Source organism: Nonomuraea sp. NPDC004354, from assembly GCF_053602555.1.
On sequence record NZ_JBSGDV010000006.1, the window covers coordinates 320,163 to 338,422 of the forward strand.

Annotated in this window: 13 protein-coding genes; 4 read left to right on the forward strand and 9 right to left on the reverse strand. The window is 72.0% G+C overall.

What is annotated here, in order from left to right; translation table 11 throughout:
- Window positions 1–236: 236 nt before the first annotated feature.
- The 3 genes from ACWENQ_RS20840 to ACWENQ_RS20850 are packed head-to-tail and all read left to right on the forward strand — an operon-like array spanning window position 237 to window position 5,469.
- Window positions 237–2,198 carry a serine/threonine-protein kinase gene (locus ACWENQ_RS20840; RefSeq protein ID WP_452415689.1) on the forward strand — a complete coding sequence of 654 codons (1,962 nt, stop codon included), beginning with the start codon at window positions 237–239 and terminating at the stop codon, window positions 2,196–2,198.
- A 9-nt stretch (window positions 2,199–2,207) separates the two neighbouring features.
- Window positions 2,208–3,959, forward strand: a complete 1,752-nt coding sequence (locus ACWENQ_RS20845; RefSeq protein WP_452415691.1) for a protein kinase domain-containing protein — start codon at window positions 2,208–2,210, stop codon at window positions 3,957–3,959.
- 31 nt (window positions 3,960–3,990) lie between these two features.
- Complete coding sequence (locus tag ACWENQ_RS20850) at window positions 3,991–5,469, forward strand: serine/threonine-protein kinase (RefSeq protein ID WP_452415692.1); 1,479 nt, start codon at window positions 3,991–3,993, stop codon at window positions 5,467–5,469.
- Here the strand turns inward: ACWENQ_RS20850 and ACWENQ_RS20855 are convergent.
- From ACWENQ_RS20855 to ACWENQ_RS20865, 3 genes are read right to left on the reverse strand one after another with little or no spacing between them, the layout of a single operon-like run.
- Window positions 5,466–6,395: an RluA family pseudouridine synthase gene (locus tag ACWENQ_RS20855; RefSeq protein WP_354910362.1), complete on the reverse strand. Its 930-nt coding sequence runs from the start codon at window positions 6,393–6,395 to the stop codon at window positions 5,466–5,468. The genes ACWENQ_RS20850 and ACWENQ_RS20855 overlap by 4 nt on opposite strands.
- Window positions 6,388–6,888, reverse strand: coding sequence for a signal peptidase II (locus ACWENQ_RS20860; protein ID WP_452415693.1), 501 nt, complete (start codon window positions 6,886–6,888; stop codon window positions 6,388–6,390). Before ACWENQ_RS20860 ends, ACWENQ_RS20855 begins: the two co-directional genes overlap by 8 nt.
- A gap of 59 nt (window positions 6,889–6,947) precedes the next feature.
- A complete protein-coding gene (locus ACWENQ_RS20865) occupies window positions 6,948–7,337 on the reverse strand; it encodes a TraR/DksA family transcriptional regulator (protein WP_449920982.1) in 390 nt (129 codons plus the stop codon).
- A gap of 429 nt (window positions 7,338–7,766) precedes the next feature.
- On the opposite strand from ACWENQ_RS20865, the gene ileS reads away from it, so the two are divergent.
- A complete protein-coding gene (ileS, locus tag ACWENQ_RS20870) occupies window positions 7,767–10,913 on the forward strand; it encodes an isoleucine--tRNA ligase (RefSeq protein ID WP_449920984.1) in 3,147 nt (1,048 codons plus the stop codon).
- Window positions 10,914–11,825: 912 nt separating this feature from the next.
- Here the strand turns inward: ileS and ACWENQ_RS20875 are convergent.
- The 6 genes from ACWENQ_RS20875 to ftsZ all read right to left on the reverse strand — a co-directional run bounded on the left by ACWENQ_RS20875 (window position 11,826) and on the right by ftsZ (window position 18,201).
- On the reverse strand, window positions 11,826–13,877 hold the full coding sequence (locus tag ACWENQ_RS20875) for a hypothetical protein (protein WP_452415694.1): 2,052 nt from the start codon (window positions 13,875–13,877) through the stop codon (window positions 11,826–11,828).
- A gap of 57 nt (window positions 13,878–13,934) precedes the next feature.
- Entirely contained in the window at window positions 13,935–14,807 is an 873-nt protein-coding gene (locus ACWENQ_RS20880; RefSeq protein ID WP_354910351.1) for a DivIVA domain-containing protein, read from the reverse strand.
- 55 nt (window positions 14,808–14,862) lie between these two features.
- Window positions 14,863–15,147 carry a YggT family protein gene (locus tag ACWENQ_RS20885; protein ID WP_183659086.1) on the reverse strand — a complete coding sequence of 95 codons (285 nt, stop codon included), beginning with the start codon at window positions 15,145–15,147 and terminating at the stop codon, window positions 14,863–14,865.
- Between the two features lie 80 nt (window positions 15,148–15,227).
- Window positions 15,228–15,731: a cell division protein SepF gene (locus tag ACWENQ_RS20890; RefSeq protein ID WP_449920989.1), complete on the reverse strand. Its 504-nt coding sequence runs from the start codon at window positions 15,729–15,731 to the stop codon at window positions 15,228–15,230.
- Window positions 15,732–15,888: 157 nt separating this feature from the next.
- A complete protein-coding gene (locus ACWENQ_RS20895; protein ID WP_449920992.1) occupies window positions 15,889–16,590 on the reverse strand; it encodes a YggS family pyridoxal phosphate-dependent enzyme in 702 nt (233 codons plus the stop codon).
- Between the two features lie 159 nt (window positions 16,591–16,749).
- On the reverse strand, window positions 16,750–18,201 hold the full coding sequence (gene ftsZ / locus ACWENQ_RS20900) for a cell division protein FtsZ (protein WP_452415695.1): 1,452 nt from the start codon (window positions 18,199–18,201) through the stop codon (window positions 16,750–16,752).
- Between the last annotated feature and the right edge of the window lie 59 nt (window positions 18,202–18,260).

An 18,260-nucleotide genomic window follows, 5' to 3' on the forward strand; every position in this document is an offset into this window, starting at 1 on the left:
TCCCAACGCTCAAGCCGGTCCGTGCGGAGCCGGCGGTCTCCAGGAAAGAAAAAAGGCAGAGACCTCGGGTCTCTGCCTGTCGCCGGCTCCAGGTGGTCGCTACCGCATGACCGGCCCTCCGGGAGCCGGCTCGATAAACGTGTAGCGAGGAGTCATGGATCTAAGACTACACGGGTCGCTGCTACCCGATCCCTATGGGAGTATTTCTAGGCTTAGAAGGGGGTTTGAGGCCGTTGATGTCGGATGGACAGCAGCACGCCGGACGCCGCGTCGCCGGCCGGTACCACCTGAAGGAGCCCATCGGGCGCGGCGGCATGGGCATCGTATGGCGCGCCCATGACGAGCTGCTCGACCGCGAGGTCGCGGTCAAGGAGGTCCGCTACGCGGCCGTGCTGGGCGACGAGGTGCAGCTGCTCAACCGGCGCACCATGCGCGAGGCGCGTGCGGCGGCCCGGTTCACCCATCCGAACGTGATCGTCGTCCACGACGTGATCGAGGAGGACGACCGGCCGTGGATCGTCATGCAGCTGGTCCCCTCCCGCTCGCTGGGCCAGGCGATCAAGACCGAGGGGCCGCTCCCGCCCCGGCGGGTGGCCGAGATCGGCCTGGCCGTCCTGGAGGCGCTCAAGGGCGCCCACGACGCAGGCGTGCTGCACCGCGACGTCAAGCCCGAGAACGTGCTGCTGGCCGAGGACGGCAGGGTCGTCCTGACCGACTTCGGCATCGCCACGCTGGAGACCGAGACCGCGCTGACCATGACGGGCCTGGCCGGCACGCCCGCGTTCATCGCGCCCGAGCGGCTCAAGGGCCTGCCCGCCCGGCGAGAGTCGGACCTGTGGTCGCTGGGCGCCACGCTCTACACCGCGGTCGAGGGCAAGGCCCCGCACGAGCGCGGCATGGCGATGGCGACCATGATGGCGGTGCTCAACGACGACCCCGCGCCCGCCGCCAAGGCAGGGCCGCTCGAGCCGGTCCTGGACGGCCTGCTGGCCAAGGAGCCGGTCCAGCGGCTGTCCGTCGACGAGACGGCCAGGATGCTGCGCAGGATCATCGAGCAGACCCAGAACGAGACCGTCAGGGTCGCGCGCCCGCCCGCCGTACCCGACGTGGACGACACCCCCACCGACCCCAGCCTGCCCGCGATCGAGCCGCCCGCCGGAGCCAAACCCGCCGCCACGAAGTCTTCCCCGCCCAAGACCGCGCGGGACAGGACGGCCACGAACAGGCCGGCCGCGCCCAAGCGCCCCGCACCGGCCGGCTCCAGCGCGGCCGCCGCCAGGACCGGATCCGCGCCGGCCAAGGCGGGGACACCCACCGCCAAGCCCGCCAGGCCCACGGCGCGCACCGCGCCCACCGGCTCCGCCGCGTCCGCCAGGGCCGCCGGTGCCGCGCCCGAGGCTCCCCCGCCCACCGCGGCGCTGCCGGCCGCGTCCGACTCGCCGGCCGAGCTGTTCGAGACGGGCATGCGCCTGCCCGAGACGCCCACGGTCGTCCCCGAGCCGGCGACGCCGGCCCGCCGCGTGCTCCCTTTCGTCGCCGTGGCCATCGCCATCCTGGTCGTCGGCGGCGTGGCCGGCCTGCTCGGGCTGCGCTCCGCCGAGAACGAATCCCCCCGCACCTCGCAGGAGCCGGCCCAGAAGGTGACCACCACGGTCACCGCGACGGCGACGACGACCACCGCCGCCGCGCCCTCGGCGGCGGCGACCCCGCCTGCCACCCCTGCCCCGACGCCCTCGGCCACCGCGGAGGCGCTTCCGGAGGGCTGGCGGATGTACAAGGACGAGGAGATGGGCTTCTCGATCGGCATGCCCCCCGAGTGGAAGACCTACCAGCGCAAGGGCAACCAGGTCTACTTCCGCGGACCGGGCGCCTCGTCCAACTCCTACGTCATGATCGAGGAGGCGACCAACCCCGGCGACGATCCCCTGGGCGACTGGAAGAAGCAGGAGCCGAGCGCCAAGTACAACTTCGGCGGCTACAAGCTGCTCCGCATCAAGAAGGTCGACTACATGAAGGCCGCGGCCGACTGGGAGTTCACCTGGAACACCAACACCGGCAAGACCAGGGTGCGCAACCGCGGGTTCGTCACCGACAACGGCCGCGGCTACGCGATCTATTGGCACACCCTTGACGAGAACTGGAAGCGTGACCTGCGTTTCTTCGACGCCTTCGCGGCGAGTTTCAAACCCGCCAAGTAGGCTTCGGTGGTGCGAGTCGGCAACAGGTACCGCCTGATCGAACCCATCGGCGAGGGCGGGATGGGCATCGTGTGGCGCGCCTACGACGACCTGCTCGACCGGACGGTGGCGATCAAGGAAGTCCGCTACACCGGGATCGGCGAGCAGAAACGCGCACAGCTCAACGAGCGCACCATCAGGGAGGCGCGCGCGGCCGGTCGGCTCGACCATCCCAACGTGATCGTCATCCACGACGTGATCGAGGAGGACGGCCGGCCCTGGATCGTGATGCAGCTGGTGCGCTCGCGGTCGCTGGCCGAGGTGATCAGGCAGCGGGGTCCGCTGCCCGTGCCGGAGGCGGCCAGGGTCGGCGGCGCCGTGCTGGGCGCGCTGCGGGCCGCGCACGCGGCCGGCGTGCTGCACCGCGACGTCAAACCGGAGAACGTGCTGCTGGCCGAGGACGGCCGGGTGGTGCTGACCGACTTCGGCATCGCCGCCGTCGACGCCGAGGCGGGCCTGACCGCCACCGGCAACCTGGTCGGCACGCCCGCCTACATGCCCCCGGAGCGGCTCAACGGCCTGCCCGCCACCCCGGCCTCCGACCTGTGGTCGCTGGGCGCCATGCTGCACACGGCGGTGGAGGGCGACGCGCCGTACCGGCGGGACTCGTGGGCGGCGACGGTGGCGGCGGTCCTGCGTGACCCGCCCGAGCCGCCGCGCCTGGCCGGCCCGCTCACTCCCGTGATCACGGGGCTGCTGCGACGTGACCCTGCGGCGCGGATGGGCGCCCATGAGGTGGCCGCGAGGCTCGCGGTGCTGGAGCCCCCCGCCCGGCCGCCGGGACTGGAGCCCGCCGCGCCGTACGGCCTGCACCCCGCCGGACCGCAGAGCCTCCACCCCGCCGGACCGCAGGACGGCCAGCCCGCCGGACCGCAGGACGTCCACCCTGCCGGGCCGCAGGACGTCAACCCCGCCGGGCCGCGGGGCGTCCAGCCCGCCATGCAGCGGGGGCTCGAGAACGCCGCCGGGCCGCCCGCGACCCGGCCGCCCGCCACGCTCACCGAGCCCGGGACCGGGCAGGCCGGCCACGCGCCGCGCACCCCTCCGGCGGCCCGCGACGCCGCCACGACCACGCGGCCGGCCAGGCGGCGCTCGCCGCTGCTGTGGGCCGTCCCGAGCGCCGTGCTGGCCGCCGCGCTGGCCGGTGGCGGCGTCTGGCTGGCGATGCGGCCCGACGCTTCACCCCCCTCACCCACCGCGCGGCCCACGCCGACCAGCGGTACGCCGACCTCCTCCAGCACTCCCTCCGCTGCCGGCAGTCCGTCGGCCGGCCCCGGCTGGCGCGAGCTGACCAGCAAGCTGGGCCGCTTCTCCGTCTCGGTGCCCGCCGGGTGGACCGCGAAGAAGACCCCCGGCCGCGACAGCGTGAGCGTGACGGGTCCCGGCGCTCCCGGCACGCTGATCATCGAGTGGACCGAGGCGGACGACCCGGTGCGCGACCCCGTCGAGGCATGGCAGCGCCTGGAGAAGGAGATCCGCGCCAAGGGGCAGTTCGCGGGCTACCGGCGACTGGACATCCGGCCGCTCACCTACCTCGGGGTGTCCGCCGCCGACTGGGAGTTCACCAGGATCAGGGACGGCGAGACCATCCACGTGGTCAACCGCGGGTTCAGGCTCGAGGACGGCCGGCCGTACGCGATCTACTGGGAGACGCCGGAGGCTTCGTGGCGGAAGGGCCTGGCGTTCTTCGACACGTTCGTGAAGACCTTCCAGCCCACGTGAGCTCCGGCAATTACGGGGTAGTCCGTCCTTCATGTCCGAATCCTCGGAGATCATCGGCGGACGCTATCGCCTCCTCAAGACCATCGGCCGCGGCGGCATGGGGACGGTGTGGCAGGCCCACGACGAGGTCCTCGGCCGCGACGTGGCGGTCAAGGAGGTGGTGCCGCCGCCTGATCTGCCGGGGCCGGAGCGCGAGGTCTTCACGGTGCGCACCCTGCGCGAGGCCAGGGCCGCCGGCAGGGTCGCCCATCCAGGAGTGGCCACCGTCTACGACGTGGTCGAGGACGCGGGCCACCCCTGGATCGTGATGGAGCTGGTCCGCTCGCGCACGCTGGGCGCCATGGTGCGCGACGCGGGGCCGCTCGAGCCCGCCAGGGTGGCGGCCATCGGGGTGGAGCTCCTGGGGGCGCTGCGGGCCGCGCACGCGGTGGGCGTGCTGCACCGCGACGTCAAACCGGACAACGTGCTGCTGGCCGAGGACGGCAGGGCGGTGCTGACCGACTTCGGCATCGCCACCACCGAGGACGACGTCCCCGTGACCAGGACGGGGGTCCTGGTCGGCACCCCGGCCTACATCGCGCCCGAGCGGGCCGCCGGCGGCTCCGCGCTGCCCGCCTCGGATCTGTGGTCGCTGGGGGTCACGCTCTACACGGTCGTGGAGGGGCACTCGCCCTTCCAGCGCGGCCACCCGCTGGCCACGATGGCGGCCGTCATGCACGAGGAGCCGCTGCCGATGTCGACGGCGGGGCCACTGGCTCCGGTGATCTCCGGGCTGCTGCGCAAGGACCCGGCCGAGCGGATGGGCCTGGACGAGGCCGAGCGGCGCATGCGCATGATCGTGCTGGGCATCGCGCCCGAGTCGACCGCGCCGGTCGCGATGGCGGCGGACATGATGGCGGCGGACACGGCCTCGCGGCCGGCCGTACCGGCTGTCACGCGGGCCGGAGCGGGCCAGGGCGGCCGCTTGCCCGCCCGGCGCCGGCCCCCGCTGGTCGCGCTCGCCGCGGCGGCGGTCGCGGTGGCGCTGGCCGCCGGCGGGATGGCCTGGATGTCGAGCCGTGACCCCGGCCCCCAACGGCAGCAGCCGAAGCCGGCCTCCGTGCCGCTCATCGTCTCCACGCCCACGGCGACCGCCGCGCCGGTGCCGGCGCCCGCGCGGACCCGCTCGGTGTCAGAGGACCGCCGGAGCACGGGCACCTACGACGAGCGGCGGGACCCGCCCGCCACGAGCGACGCCTCGCCCGAGGCGCCGCCCGACAGCCGCTCCAGCCCGTCCGACGCCGACCGGCCGTCACCGACGAAGTCGAAGGAGAAGACCTCCGCGCCACCCGCCGAGACGCGGACGCAGGAGCCGTCGGACAGCGCTCCCGGCCAGGTGGAGCCCGACGAGGGCCTGGGCGGCATGGCCCGCAGGACCCAGGACAGGGGTCACGCCAAGGACAGGAGCACGACCAAGGACGGCGCCAAGGCCACTGACAAGGCAAAGGACAGGGACAAGGACAGGGCCTAGGACTCCGCCCGCACGGTGTCGAGCGCCTTCTGCAGGTCGTCGGGGTAGTCGCTGCTGAAGGACATCCACTCGCCGCTCGACGGGTGCTCGAAGCCGAGCGAGACCGCGTGCAGCCACTGCCTGGTCATCCCGAGCCGGGCCGCGAGCGTGGGGTCGGCGCCGTACAGCAGGTCGCCGACGCACGGGTGGCGCAACGCGGCCATGTGGACGCGGATCTGGTGGGTGCGCCCCGTCTCCAGCTTGATGTCGAGCAGCGACGCCGCCCTGAACGCCTCGACGGTGTCGTAGTGGGTCACCGACGGCTTGCCGCCGGCCACCACCGCGAACCTGCCGTCGCCCGACGGGTGGCGGTCGATGGGCGCGTCGACCGTGCCCCTGAAGGGGTCGGGGTGGCCCTGCACCAGCGCGTGGTAGCGCTTGTCGACGGTGCGCTCCTTGAAGGCGCGCTTGAGCACGGAGTAGGCGTGCTCGCTCTTGGCCACGACCATCGCGCCGGTGGTGTTGGCGTCGAGGCGGTGCACGATGCCCTGCCGTTCGGCCGCGCCGCTGGTGGCCACCCGGTGGCCGGTGCCGAGCAGGCCGCCGATCACCGTCGGGCCCGTCCAGCCCACGGTGGGGTGGGCGGCGACGCCGATCGGCTTGTTGACCACGACGATGTCGTCGTCCTCGTAGATGATCGTCATGCCGGGGACGGGCTCGGCCACGGGCATGGGCGTGGTCGGCGGGGGCGGCAGCGTGACGTCGAGCCACGCGCCGGCGTGCACCCGGTCGGATTTGGCGGCCGTGGCGCCGTCGACCAGGACGTCGCCCGAGCCGATCAGTTCGGCGGCCCGGGTGCGGGAGAAGCCGAACAGCCGCGACAGGGCCGCGTCGAGGCGTTCTCCTTCGAGCCCGTCGGGGACGGGCAGGCTGCGCTGTTCAGCCATTCTTGCCGGACACCTCCCTGGTGCCGTCGATCTGGTAGCCGCGCCAGGCCAGGAAGACCGCCAGGATGCCGCCGCACACGATCATCGAGTCGGCGACGTTCCAGACGGGGAAGTACCCGGGGAAGGTCTCGATGAAGTCGACCACGTGGCCCTGCAGCTGGCCGGCGGCGGGACGGCCGAAGCCGGCGGGGTAGCGCAGCAGCCGGTCGGTGAGGTTGCCGAGCGCCCCGCCGAGCAGCATGCCCAGCGTGATCGCCCACGGCAGGCTGCGCAGCTTGCGCGCGGTGCGCAGGATGGCGATGACCACGCCGGAGGCGACGATGGTGAAGACGAAGGTCATCCCGGTGCCGATGCTGAAGGCGGCCCCCGAGTTGAAGATGACCCTGAACTGCAGCAGGTCGGGGATGATCACCAGCGGCGGGCCGCCTTCCAGCGACCGCAGCACCAGCGTCTTGGTGAGCAGGTCGAGGGCGTAGATCACGACCGCGATCAACGCGAGAAGGCCGATCAGGCGTCGCCCGACCGGCCTTCCGCTCGTCTCACCATCGGCCTTCAGCGGCGCTCCTCCCGCTGCTTGCACGACACGCACAGCGTCGCCCTCGGGAACGCCTGCAGGCGTTCCTTGCCGATCGGCTTGTGGCACGATTCGCACACTCCATAGGTTCCGGCGTCGATCCTGGCGATCGCACGTTCGTTCTGCGCGACCAGGTCGCGTGTGTTCAGGGTAAGGGCGATCTCGCGTTCGCGCTCATAGGTCTTGGCCCCGGCGTCGGCCTGGTCGTCACCGGCGCCCTGCGTCACATCTCCAGAGGCGATCTCGGACTCGTGCCGCAGGATGTCCGCCTCGAGATCGGCGATCTCCTGCGCGAGCGCCTCGCGCACCTCGGCCAGCTCCTCTGCCGACCACATCGCAGGGGTCGCGGTCTGCGTGACTGCCGCCATGGCTGCCTCCATGCTGATCAAGGCTCAAACGGTGCGGGCAGCATAGGCCGTCGATAACGACCCGGCAAACGACCCGCCGTACGGATTACCCCTCCCGTACTATCCCGCCTCGACCAATCAACTCCTCACCATAAGCATCCATTCCCGGTTCTTTGTCGCCATTTGCTGCGCTGCACAAACGGGAAGCAGGCAGCCTCCACTCTGCGTTATGGTTTTAGCCTGCGAGGCGTTGACGGAGCCCTGTGGTCCACATCACAGGGGCATCACTCCCGAGCCGCCGGAAGAACGGCTCGCCAGAGCTCACTAGAACCGGCAGCAGACCAAATGAAGTGGGTCCCTGCGGGGGTCAAGAGGGGTGGTACCGCGGAGCCGTACGGCTTCGTCCCTTCACACCGTCACCGAGCCTGACACGTGGAGGTCCCGCCCGAGATGTCCCACTATTTCCGCTCTCTACCCGCGCAGGTCGACCTGCCCGCGCTCGAGCGTGAGGTCCTCGACCGGTGGCGGGACGGGAAGATCTTCGAGCGCTCCGTCGAGCAGAACGAAGGCGCCCCCACCTGGGTCTTCTACGAGGGCCCGCCCACCGCCAACGGCCTGCCGGGCGTCCACCACGTCGAGGCGCGCGTCTTCAAGGACCTCTTCCCCCGGTACAAGACCATGCGTGGCTTCAGCGTGCCCCGCAAGGCCGGATGGGACTGCCACGGCCTGCCCGTCGAGGTGGGCATCGAGAAGGAACTCGGCCTCACGGGCAAGAAGGACATCGAGGCGTACGGCATCGCCGAGTTCAACGCCAAGTGCCGCGAGTCGGTGCTGCGCCACGTCGACGCCTTCGAAGAGCTGACCGAGCGGATGGGCTACTGGATCGACCTGTCCACGGCCTACCGCACGATGGACCCCGACTACGTCGAGTCCGTCTGGTGGTCGCTCAAGGTCATCTTCGACAAGGGCCTGCTGTTCCGCGACTTCCGCATCACGCCGTACTGCCCGCGCTGCGGCACCGGCCTGTCCGACCACGAGCTGGGCCAGCCCGGCGGCTACGAGACGATCTCCTCCCCGTCGGTCTACGTCAGGATGCCCGTCACCTCCGGCCCGCTGGCCGAGCTGAACGCCTCCCTGCTGATCTGGACCACCACGCCGTGGACGCTGGTGTCCAACACGGCGGTGGCCGTCCACCCCGAGGTGACCTACGTCGCCGCCCGCACCGCCGACGGCGAGGTGCTCGTCGTCGCCGAGCCGTTGCTGGCGCAGGTGCTCGGCGAGGGCTACACCGAGGTCGCCCGCTTCAGCGGGCGCGAGCTGGAGCGCACGTCCTACTCCCGGCCGTTCGACCTGGTCGACATCCCCGGCGCGCACTACGTCGTGCTCGGCGACTACGTGACCGTCGAGGACGGCACCGGCCTGGTCCACCAGGCGCCCGCCTTCGGCGCCGACGACATGACCGTCTGCAAGACGTACGGCATGCCGATCGTCAACCCGATCGGCCCCGACGGCCGCTTCCTGCCCGACGTCCCCATGGTGGGCGGCCGGTTCTTCAAGGACGCCGACGAGGAGCTCACCGCCGACCTGCGCGCCCGCGGCCTGCTGCTCCGCGGCGGCCACTTCGAGCACAGCTACCCGCACTGCTGGCGCTGCCACACCGCGCTGCTCTACTACGCCCTGCCCGCCTGGTACATCCGCACCACCGCGGTCAAGGACCGGATGCTCGAGGAGAACGAGAAGACCAACTGGTTCCCCGAGACCATCAAGTGGGGCCGCTTCGGCGAGTGGCTGCGCAACAACGTCGACTGGTCGCTGTCGCGCTCCCGCTACTGGGGCACGCCGCTCCCCCTGTGGGTGTGCTCGGCCGACGAGTCGCACGTCACCTGCGTCGGCTCGCTCGAGGAGCTGGGCTCGTACGCGGGGCAGGAGCTGTCGGCCCTCGACCCGCACCGCCCCTTCGTCGACGACATCACCTTCGCCTGCCCCACCTGCGGTGCCGAGGCGCGCAGGGTGCCCGACGTGATCGACGCCTGGTACGACTCGGGCTCGATGCCGTTCGCCCAGTGGGGCGCCAAGGGCAAGCCGGAGGGCGTCTACCCGGCCCAGTTCATCTGCGAGGCGACCGACCAGACCCGCGGCTGGTTCTACTCGCTGATGGCGGTCGGCACGCTGGTCTTCGACCAGTCCTCCTACGAGAACGTGCTCTGCCTCGGCCTCATCCTGGCCGAGGACGGCCGCAAGATGAGCAAGCACCTGGGCAACGTGCTGGAGCCCATCCCGCTGATGGACCAGCACGGCGCCGACGCCCTGCGCTGGTTCATGGCCGCCTCCGGCTCGCCGTGGGCGGCGCGCCGCGTCGGCCACCACGCGCTGGAGGAGATCGTCAGGAAGGTCCTGCTGACCTACTGGAACACCGCCTCCTTCTTCACCCTGTACGCCAACGCCGAGTCGTGGTCGCCCGCGCTGGCCGCCGAGGCGCCGCCCGTCGCCGAGCGCCCGCTCATCGACAGGTGGGCGCTGGCCGAGCTGCACCGGACGGTCGCCGAGGTGTCGGCCGCGCTCGACTCCTTCGACACCGTACGGGCCGGCCGCAGGCTCGCCGACTTCCTCGACGACCTGTCCAACTGGTACGTCAGGCGCTCGCGCCGCCGCTTCTGGCAGGGCTCGCGCGAGGCGTTCGCCACGCTGTACGAGTGCCTGGAGACCGTCACCAGGCTCATGGCGCCGATCACCCCGTTCATCACCGACTACCTGTGGGACGTGCTGCGCGGCGTCGACGCGCCGTCGTCTGTCCACCTGGCCGGCTGGCCGCAGGTGAAGGACGACCTGCTCGACCCTGAGCTGTCGGCCCAGATGGCGCTGGTGCGCCGGCTGGTCGAGCTGGGCCGCTCGGCCCGCGCCACCTCGGGCGTCAAGACGCGGCAGCCGCTCGGCAGGGCCCTCGTGGGCGCGCCGGGCTGGGCGGGGCTCACCGCCGAGCTGCGCGACCTGATCGCCGACGAGCTGAACGTGCAGGCGCTGGAAGACCTGTCCGGCTTCAGCTCGGACCTGGTGTCCTTCACCGTCAAGCCCAACTTCAGGGCGCTCGGCAAGCGGTTCGGCTCGCAGACCAAGCTGGTCGCCGCGGCCGTCTCGGCCGCCGACCCCGCCACGCTGGCGGCCTCGCTCCGCTCCGGGTCGGCCGTCTCGGTCGAGGCGGGCGAGCTCGGCGCGGTGTCGCTCACGGCGGACGAGGTGATCGTCACCGAGCAGCCCAAGTCGGGATGGGCCGTGGAGACCGGCGCGGTCGACACCGGCACCGGCGAGACGGTCGCGCTCGACCTGACCATCACCGACGAACTGCGCAGGGCCGGACTGATCCGCGAGGTGATCCGCCTGGTCCAGGACGCCCGCAAGTCCACGGGGCTGTCCATCACCGACCGGATCGAGCTGTGGTGGTCGGCCTCGTCGCCCGAACTGGCCGAGGCGCTGCGCGCGGACGGCTCGCAGGTCGCCGAGGAGGTCCTCGCCACCAGCCTGGCCGAGGGGCAGACCGACGGCCTGCCCGTCCTGTCCGACGCCGACCTGGGGCTGACCTTCCAGCTGCGGCGCGCCTGACAAGTAAGGAGAGCGCGGCCCCCTCTCCCGGGGGCCGCGCTCTTCGCGTTCCCGTGACCCACCCGGCCGCGAACCCCGACCCCGGGGTCCACCCGGCCACGGAACCGACCCCGGAGTTCCGCCCGACCACGAACCCCGGCCCCGGGGTCCGGTGTCCACCCGACCACGAAACCGGACCCCAGATCCCACCCGACCACGAACGCGACCCCGGAGTTCCGCCCGATCACGAACCTCGACCCGGAGTCCACCCGGCCACGAAACGGGACCTCAGGTCCCACCCGACCACGGAACCGACGCCGGGGTCCGCCCGTCTGCGAAGACCGATCTCAGGTACGGCCAGCCTGCCTCACCCGCGTTGATCGTCCGGCACGGCCCGCCACCGGGTGGCACGACCCATTCGGCCGGCCATGCTGATCGCCTGACACGGTGGCCCTCAGAACTGGCGCCGACCGCCGCTCCCGCTCTGAGGCGATCCCACTCCCGGCGGGCCCGTCCCTTCCCAGGCACGCCCCCGCACCCGTCGCCCCTTGCCCGCATCCCACCCCACGCCGGATCGCCCCGGCTCACCGCGTTCTCACCGCGTCGCACCTGAAGAGGGGCCCGCACTCGGTATCCGGCATCCCCCACCCGATGTCCGGCATCCAGGGTCAGACAACCGACATCCGGCACGCGACATCGAGCGTCAGACACCCGACATCCGACATCCGACACCCGGCGTCCGGCATCCGGCATCCAGCTCCAGGCACCCGACATCCGGCGTCCGGCTCTGGCCGGCATCTGGCATATGGCAACTGGTAGCCCACTCCCCGGTGGCCGGTATCGGAGCGAGCCTGGCTCGTCCTGTCCAGGAAACGGCGCCGCCGCCCGGGGAAGGTCCCGCGGGTGGCGGCGCGAAGGCGTCTCAGGCCGGGATCAGCCGACGGTCTGGTGCTCGTGCATGCACACCGAGCACGGGGTGAGGCCCTTCGCCTCGGCCTCGGCGCGTGGCATCGACAGCACGCCACCCGCCTCGGCGGCCCGCACCAGCGGGCAGGAGGAGTTGTGGAAGCGCTTGGTGCCGCCGATCACCTTGACGATGCCGGGCCGGTCGAGCCTGACGGTGTCGTTCGCGCTCTCGCCCTTCTCGGCGCCGCCTGCCGTACCGGGGGCGGGTGGGGTGGGACCGGAGGCGACCGGAGGCCCGGCGCGCCCGGGTGCGGTCACCTCCGGCTCCACCGGCTCCTTGGCCATGGACTCGGGGCGGTCGAACCATCCTCCGCGGGAGGTCGCGGACTTGCCGCCGGGACGCTCGGCCTCCGGCTCCGACTCCGGCTCAGGGCCGGAGGAGGCGGCACCGGCGGGCGGACGCAGCCGCTGGGTCTGCTGGGTGGCGGTGTCCTCGTCGGCCGCCTGCTCCTCCTGGACGGCGGGCTTGCGCTGGGCGGAGCCTGGAACGCCCGCTACGAGCCTGCCCGGCATGGCCGGTGGCAGGGGAAGGCCACCCGGCGCCGTGTCGCGCTCGTCGTCCTCAGCCTCGGCTGGAGCACTCTGAGCGGCCTTCCCCGACGGCTGCGGACGGCCGGCGGCACCGGCCGCCTTGCCGTCGGCCGGCCCGGCCTTCTCGGCGGCGCTCCCGACCTTGTCGGCGGACGTCTCAACCTTGTCGGCGGACGTCCCGACCTTGCCAGCGGGCGTCCCGACCTTCTCGGTGGGCGTCTTCGCCTTGCCCGGGGACGGCTCCTCATCGCCGCCGGGGGCGACCTCCGCGCCACCGGACGTTCCGGGCTTGCCGGCCGACGTCGCGGGCCTGCCGCCGGGCGTCGCAGGCTTGCCGACCGACGCGGCGGGCTCGGCGCTCGCCGCCTCCGCCTTGCCGCCCGATGCCGCAGACGCGCCGTCCGACGCCGCAGGAGTGCCGCCGGAGGTCGCGGACGTGCCACCGGAGGTCCCGGACGTGCCGTGCAAAGCCGTAGACGTGCTGTCCGAGGTCGCGGACGTGTCGTCCGAGGTCGCGGACGTGTCGTCCGAGGTTGTGGATCCGGCGGTGGGCGTCGCCTGCGTGCTCGCAGCGGTCTCCGGCGCGCCGGCGGAAGGGGTGCTCGTGGGCTTGGCACCGGCCGGACGGCCCTGGGGACTGTCGTTGTCGTCGGTGGATGCCGGTGCGCCGGGCCCGCCCGCTGGGGGGCGAGAGCCGGTCTGCGCCGCGCTCTCACGCTCGCGGGCCGGAGCGGCCTCGGTCGGCGAGGCGGCTTCGACGGGTGAGGCGGCGCCGGCAGGTGAGACGGCTCCGGCAGGTGAAGCGGCTCCGGCGGGCGGAGCGGAGGAGGCGGGACGGCCTGCGGGCGCGGTGTCCCTGGGACCCTGGGCGGCCGTGTAGGGGGCGCGACCGGCGGGCTGGCCCTGCCGCGGCTCGGCGGCAGGTGGTACCTGCCGCCCTCCGAGCGCGGCGTCGGGCAGGCACGTCGTGCAGGGCGTGAAGCCCTCCTCGCGTGCCTCCTCGAAGGTGAGTTCTTCGTACTCCCGCCCGGCCAGCTGGCGGCAACCGGCCACGTGGTAGCGCTTGCGACCGGGAATCACCAGCACGATCGCGTCGGGCGAGATCCCTCTCGGCGCTCCCGCCGCGGGCCGGGGCGGCGCCCCGGGGGCGGTCGCCGGCCGCGGCCCCATCCCCGAGGGGACGGGCGATGCGGGGGTGAGCGGCCTGGGGGGCTGCTGGTGCGGCATCGTGGGCGCCGTGGCCGCCCCCGCGGGCGTGATCGCCGTGGGGGTGACCATCGGGGCGTTCGCCTGCGGAGTCTTCGCCCCGGCACCACCGCCGCCGGGGAAGAGCTCGTGACGCCGCAGGAACGCCCCGATCACGAGGAAGAGCGCAGACAGCACGCTGACCACGATCGACCACATGATCAGGAACGGTTCAGCCATGATGAAGCCCGCGATCAGCAACACGACCGCAGCGAGCACCAGACCAGCGCTGATGAGGATCACAGGGGGCTCTTTCGAGTGACGGACCAGAAGCGAACCTGACCCGTTACCTTACCGGCGTTAGCGACGGTCGTTGTGCGGTCCGTCGGCGCCCTGGAAGGCACCCTGGTGCTGCGACTGGTCGCCGCCGAACGGGCTGGGCGCGCCGGGCAGGGGCTGCTGTCCGCCCTGCGGGACCGCGTGGGTCATGGCGGGGGCGCCACCCATCGGGCCGCTGGGGATGACGGGGAAGCCGCCGCTGCCGCCCTCCGCGGAGACGGTCAGCTCGGCGAGCTGGTTCTCCAGGTAGAGCTTGAGCCTGCTGCGGTACTCGCGCTCGAAGCTGCGCAGCTCCTCGACCTTGCGCTCGAGCTCGTCACGGGTCTGCACGAGGGAACCCATCGCCTGGCGGTGCCGCTCCTGGGCGTCGCGCTCGAGCGTCTCGGCGCGGGCGCGGGCGTCGCCGATGACCTGCTCGGCCTGGCGGCGGGCCTTGGTGAGGATGTCGTCGGCCTCGCGGCGGGCGCGGGTGACGGTCTCGTCGGCCTCGCGGCGCGCGTCGGCGATCGCCTGGTCGGCGGTCTGCTGCGCGAGGGCGAGCACGCGGGCCGCGGTGTCCATGTTGTCCTCGGCGGGAGGCATGCTCATGGCCACGGGAACCGGCTGCGGCGGCGGCGGAGCCTGCATGGGCTCCGGCTGCGGGGGCGCCATCATCTCCGGCTTGGGCTGCTCCTGCACGGGGGCGGAGGCCATCGGCATGTTCATGCCGCCGGGCACCTTGCCACGCAGGCACTCGGCCAGCTTGGCGCGGAGCTCCTCGTTCTCTTGGATCAGGCGGTCAAGCTCAGCCTCGACCTCGTCGAGGAAGGCATCCACCTCTTCCTCGTCGTAGCCCGGCCGCAGCCGGGTGGTACTGAATTGCTTGTTCCGCACATCAGCGGGCGTCAGCGGCATCTTTTTGGTCTCCTTGGCGCGCTTGGAGTCTGTCCGGAGGGACGGTACCCGATCACTACAGCGCGGACACGAGTTGGATCATGACCAAGACCACAATGAAAAGCACTGTGAAGCTTAGGTCAAAGGCCACCGTACCCAACCGGAGGGGAGGAATGAAACGGCGGAGAAACTTGAGAGGTGGGTCGGTTGCGGTGTATGTGGCCTCGGCGAGCACCAGGACGAATCCCGATGGACGCCACTGCCGGGCGAACGCCTGCACCGTCTCAAAGATCATTCTGCCGATGAGCAACACCAGATACAGAGACAGGACAACGACCAAGATCTCGCCTACGATCCCCACGGTCCGGCCGCGCCTCCACTTCTAGGTGCCCCTCCCGGCCTCGGTGAGACCAGGGTCGGGTCGATAGACATACACAGACTCTAACTCTGGTTGAAGAACCCGCGTTCCGCGATTCGGGCCTTGTCCTCGGCGGTCACCTCGACATTGGCTGGGGACAACAGGAACACCTTGTTGGTAACACGTTCGATGCTCCCGTGTAGGCCAAAGACCAGACCTGCCGCGAAATCGACAAGCCGCTTGGCGTCGGAGTCAACCATCTCGGTCAGGTTCATGATGACGGGAGTGCCGTCGCGGAAGTGCTCGCCGATGGTGCGCGCCTCGTTGTAGGTGCGCGGGTGGAGCGTGGTGATGCGCGCCAGATCGGTCGTGCGGCGCTCCAGGACAGTCGTGGCCGGCCGGGGCGCGGGCACACCGGGGTCGGAGTCGTCGTCACGGTCGTGGGAGGCCGCCGGACGGTCCTGCTCGGTCCGGCGCGACTCCTCCTCGTACTCGTAGTCGTCGTCGGTGTAGGTCTCGTACCTCTCGTAGCGGTCGTCCTCCACGAGACCGAGGTAGACCGCCATCTTGCGCATCGCGCCGGCCATCGCTACGTCGTCCTCCTGCTCATGGTCGCACTCGCTCGGGCCTTCCGCCGGGGTGCGTGTCGGCGGCCGGGCCGAGGCGGTAGCCGTACCCCCTTGGAGCTCACCGCTGATCGACCTCTACTTCTGCCGCGGACCTCACGATCCGCTGGAGGGGACATTACCTGACGAAGGGCTTGCGACGACCGAGCAACGCCGTACCGACGCGCACGTGTGTCGCGCCGTGCGCGATTGCCTGCGCCAGATCGCCGCTCATCCCCGCCGAGATTATGGTCGCACCAGGATGCCCGGCCTGTACGGCCAGTGCCAGTTCCCGCAGCCGGGCGAACGACTTGCCCGGTTCCTCCCCCAGCGGGGCGACGGCCATGACGCCGCCGAGCCTGAGCCCGTCGGTGGCCGCGATCTCGTCGGCCAGTGCCGGCACGTCGACGGGGCGGACCCCGCCCCGGTCAGGATCGTCGTCAAGGGCGACCTGCACCAGGCAGCCGATCCGCCTGCCCGCCCTGACGGCCTCGCGCCCGAGCGCGGCGACCAGCCGCGAGCGGTCGACGGAGTGGACCACGTCGGCGTACCCGGCCACCGAGCGCACCTTGTTGGTCTGCAGCTGGCCGACGAAGTGCCAGGTCAACGGCAGGTCGGCGCACTCGCGGGCCTTGAGGGAGGCCTCCTGGTCGCGGTTCTCCCCGATCTCCCGCACGCCGAGCCCAGCCAGGATCCTGACGTCGGCGGCGGGGTAGGTCTTGGTGACCGCGATGAGCGTGACCTCGTCACGGGCGCGACCGGCGGCCGCACAGGCCTCGGCGATGCGCGCCTCGACCTCCGCCAGGCCCGCCGCTATCTGCGATGTGCGTGTTACGTCCACAAGGCATCCATCGTGCACCGTTCCTACCGTTCCCGCGAACCGGGGTCAGGGCCGGCGAGTCGTCGCCGGCTCCGAACGCACCGAACCCCCACCGCGACGGCCCATGAGCCTCGCAGCGGGGGTGTGATCCCCTCCCCCGGCCTCACCGGGTGAGGAATCTCACTTCAGGAAGTCGGGTACGTCCAGCTCTTCCTCTTGCTCCTCGAAGACCACCCTGGGCCGCCTGGGCGGCTCCGACATGCGGGAGGAGATCGGGGTCGGCGGGTTGGTCACCTCGGGCGCGGGGCGCGGGATCGACACCGGCGGAGGCGGCTCCTCCTCCGGCGCGACGACCGCCGGGGGCGGCGGCGTCTCCACCGCGCGCACCGGCTCGGGGCGCGGCTCCGGCCTCGGCTCGGGACGGATCTCGGCACGCGGCTCGGGACGGGGCTCCGCACGCAGCTCGGGCCGCAGGTCGGAGCGCGGCTCGGCGCGCAGCTCGGGCCGCGGGGGCTCGGGCCTGACCTCGACGCGGGGCTCGACGCGCGGCGGCTCGGCCTTCACGCTCGGCGCCGGGGCGGGCGCGGGCCGTACGGGGGCCGAGACGGCGGGCGCGGCCTGGGACGTGCCGGCCGCGGGCCTGGGCTGCTGGCGGGTCTGCTGCAGCATGGGCTTGTCGGCCGGGGCCAGCTCGTCGAAGCCCGCGGCGATGACGGTGACGCGCACCTCGTCGCCGAGCGCGTCGTCGATGACCGTGCCGAAGATGATGTTGGCGTCGGGCGCGGCGGCGTTCGAGACCAGCTGGGCCGCCTCGTTGATCTCGAACAGGCCCAGGTCGGACCCGCCCGCGATCGACAGCAGCACGCCGTGGGCGCCGTCGATGGAGGCCTCCAGCAGCGGGCTGGAGACGGCCATCTCGGCGGCGGCCACCGAGCGGTCGTCGCCGCGCGCGTGGCCGATGCCCATCAGCGCCGAGCCCGCTCCGGACATGACCGACTTCACGTCGGCGAAGTCGAGGTTGATCAGACCGGGCGTGGTGATCAGGTCGGTGATGCCCTGGACACCCGACAGCAGCACCTGGTCGGCCGCCTTGAAGGCGTCCAGCACGCTGACCTGCCGGTCGGAGATCGACAGCAGCCTGTCGTTGGGGATCACGATGAGGGTGTCGACCTCGTCGCGCAGGGTCTCGATGCCCGCCTCGGCCTGCATGGCGCGGCGGCGGCCCTCGAAGCTGAAGGGCCTGGTGACCACACCGATGGTCAGCGCGCCGAGGGAGCGCGCGATGTTGGCGACGACGGGGGCGCCGCCGGTGCCCGTGCCGCCGCCCTCGCCGGCCGTGACGAAGACCATGTCGGCCCCCTTGAGGACCTCCTCGATCTCCTCACGGTGGTCCTCGGCCGCCTTGCGGCCCACATCCGGGTTGGCGCCGGCCCCGAGGCCGCGCGTGAGCTCCCTGCCCACGTCGAGTTTGACGTCGGCGTCACTCATCAGCAGCGCCTGGGCGTCGGTGTTTATCGCGATGAACTCGACGCCCTTGAGTCCCTCCTCGATCATCCGGTTGACGGCGTTGACTCCGCCGCCGCCGATGCCGACGACCTTGATGACCGCGAGGTAGTTCTGCGGTGCTGCCACGACGAGGGGCCTTTCCGCTCGTTGACTTGCCATTTCAGCTGTTCGAAAAACTCTCAACC

What these genes read in the sequence shown, in the direction of transcription:
- ACWENQ_RS20840 (WP_452415689.1), top strand. Translation starts at nt 237, where the DNA reads ATGTCGGATGGACAGCAGCACGCCGGACGCCGCGTCGCCGGCCGGTAC.
- ACWENQ_RS20850 (WP_452415692.1), top strand. Translation starts at nt 3,991, where the DNA reads ATGTCCGAATCCTCGGAGATCATCGGCGGACGCTATCGCCTCCTCAAG.
- ACWENQ_RS20855 (WP_354910362.1), bottom strand. Translation starts at nt 6,395, where the DNA reads ATGGCTGAACAGCGCAGCCTGCCCGTCCCCGACGGGCTCGAAGGAGAA.
- ACWENQ_RS20865 (WP_449920982.1), bottom strand. Translation starts at nt 7,337, where the DNA reads ATGGCGGCAGTCACGCAGACCGCGACCCCTGCGATGTGGTCGGCAGAG.
- ileS (WP_449920984.1), top strand. Translation starts at nt 7,767, where the DNA reads ATGTCCCACTATTTCCGCTCTCTACCCGCGCAGGTCGACCTGCCCGCG.
- ACWENQ_RS20880 (WP_354910351.1), bottom strand. Translation starts at nt 14,807, where the DNA reads ATGCCGCTGACGCCCGCTGATGTGCGGAACAAGCAATTCAGTACCACC.
- ACWENQ_RS20890 (WP_449920989.1), bottom strand. Translation starts at nt 15,731, where the DNA reads ATGGCCGGCGCGATGCGCAAGATGGCGGTCTACCTCGGTCTCGTGGAG.